We start from the raw sequence: 1,903 nt of genomic DNA on the forward strand, positions 1-1,903 counted from the left end.
CGCCAAACTCGACCTCCTCCGCATCCGCGTCCTCAACCCCACCTGAACACCCACCAGGGACCAACATCGATCAACCAAAGTGGGCCAGATCCAGTATTCAGGCGCCCTTGACAACGCGACGACCTGGCGACCGGTCCCGCGACGCGGAGCGACCGGCGCGACCACCACCCCGGGCGCACCGGCCGTTGCCGCCATCCACCGCCCGGCGATCGATGGGCTGTCAGAACTGTCGTGCCCCACGGCTAGGGTTCCCACAGAGACAGCGACATTTCCGAGCGCACCCCCACGCCCCTAGATGACCGAGAACGGCGGGCTGCGTGCGTTCGGGCGGCCCGGCCCTCAGCGAGGTCGACAGCTGCCGACGCCAGAGCTTCGCGAGGTGCCCAGCCGCCCACGGGGTTCGAGGGGTGTGGGTGGAGCGAAGCTCCCCCACTGGGGAGCACGGCGAAGCCGTGCGCGGGGAATCCCGCCGACCCACGGCGAGCCGGACCGCAGGTCCAGCGAGCAGGGTCGACCCAGGTCGGTGGAGCGCACGATGCACGATACGAACCGGACGACCTTGCGCCAGGGACGTGCCCTGCCGTGCGAGGTCGTCAATCGGTGACGTCCGCGCCGCACCCGGCTCACGTTCGGGGCGGCGTACTTCATCGGCAGGCGAGACAATGGCACCATGACCGAGCAGCCTGAGATCCGACCCTCGTGGGAGAACCTCAACATCGGAGAATGGTGGTCTCCGGATGAGATGACACGGCGGGAGTCCGCCCAGTCGCTCCTCGGTCTGCTGTGCGGCTGGTCGGGCAACCAGATTCGCGAGGAGGAAGCCAAGGCGCACCCAGACGCTGACAATCTGGCGGCGATGCGCGCCCAGAACGACGAGTACTGGGCCAGCAAGCGCCGTTTGCCGATCATGGAGGACGCCGAGATACGGCAGCTTCTGGAGAAGTACGGACCGATCGCTCGAGGTCTGCTGGGCAATGCGTGACCACCGGTCCACATGAACGCCTTCCCCACGCGCTGCCGGCCGATGTGCACGAACAGGTCTACGTCGACGAAGTCCGCCGCAGGACGCTGGAGTCCACGCGCAGTGGGGGCGTCCGCAAGTCCGTGCCGCTGTCGGAGCAGATCCAGGTGACCGTGTTCAGTGGTCGTCCCGCCGTCGGCAAGTCAACGGTGATCCACCGATTGACGGCGGGGATGCCGCGCGAACCGGCCATCATCTCCGGCGATGAGATCGGCACCTATGATCCCCGATGGCCGGAACTGCTCCGCCAGGACGACCTGACGGCAGGCTCCGTGGTGTACCACGACTCACGCAAGATGGCCGCCCGCGCCATCGAGGAGTGCCTGCACCGCCGGTTCGACTTCGTCGTCGACACCAACTCCGACAACCCACAACGCACCCGCGACCTCCTCAACCGCCTCCGCACCCCGGACGAGAACGGCCGGCCACTGTGCCACGTCCGGTTCGTCGGCGTGTCCGCACCGCAAGCGATGGCCGACCTGGCGGTCCTGGACCGACTCCAGCAGGAACGGGAAACCAACGGCGGCGGCCGATACGTCGACAACGCCGACCGCGGCTATCCCGGCGTTCTGGAAACCGCCGCCATGGTCGAACGGGAATGCCTCGCCGACGAGACCTACGTCTTCGCCCGCAGCGAACCGGAGCCGGTCTACAGCAACGTCCTGGCCACCCCCGACCGGTACCTGCGGCCACCCGGCTTCGTCGAGGCCATGGAAGCCACCCGGCACCAACCCTGGTCCGCTCCAGCAACCGAGGACTTCCGCGACCGCACCACCGACCTCGCCGGACTGAGCCGCCGCGGATTTTCCGGACATGGAACCCCAGTAGAATGTCCGTGAAAGGGTGGTTACTCAATGTCGAAGCGTCGTCGTACATTCAGTC

Annotated in this window: 2 protein-coding genes; both read left to right on the forward strand. The window is 67.3% G+C overall.

The window, feature by feature from the left end:
* Window positions 1–670 precede the first annotated feature (670 nt).
* On the forward strand, window positions 671–982 hold the full coding sequence (locus ABZS58_RS51200; RefSeq protein WP_354792108.1) for a hypothetical protein: 312 nt from the start codon (window positions 671–673) through the stop codon (window positions 980–982).
* Window positions 979–1,860 carry a zeta toxin family protein gene (locus ABZS58_RS51205; RefSeq protein WP_354792110.1) on the forward strand — a complete coding sequence of 294 codons (882 nt, stop codon included), beginning with the start codon at window positions 979–981 and terminating at the stop codon, window positions 1,858–1,860. Before ABZS58_RS51200 ends, ABZS58_RS51205 begins: the two co-directional genes overlap by 4 nt.
* Window positions 1,861–1,903 lie beyond the last annotated feature (43 nt).

Origin of the sequence: Dactylosporangium sp. NPDC005555 (genome assembly GCF_040605635.1) — a bacterium.
Classification (GTDB): domain Bacteria; phylum Actinomycetota; class Actinomycetes; order Mycobacteriales; family Micromonosporaceae; genus Dactylosporangium.

Bases quoted from the DNA above. Each gene is read 5' to 3' on its own strand.
- ABZS58_RS51200 (WP_354792108.1), top strand. From the start codon at position 671: ATGACCGAGCAGCCTGAGATCCGACCCTCGTGGGAGAACCTCAACATC.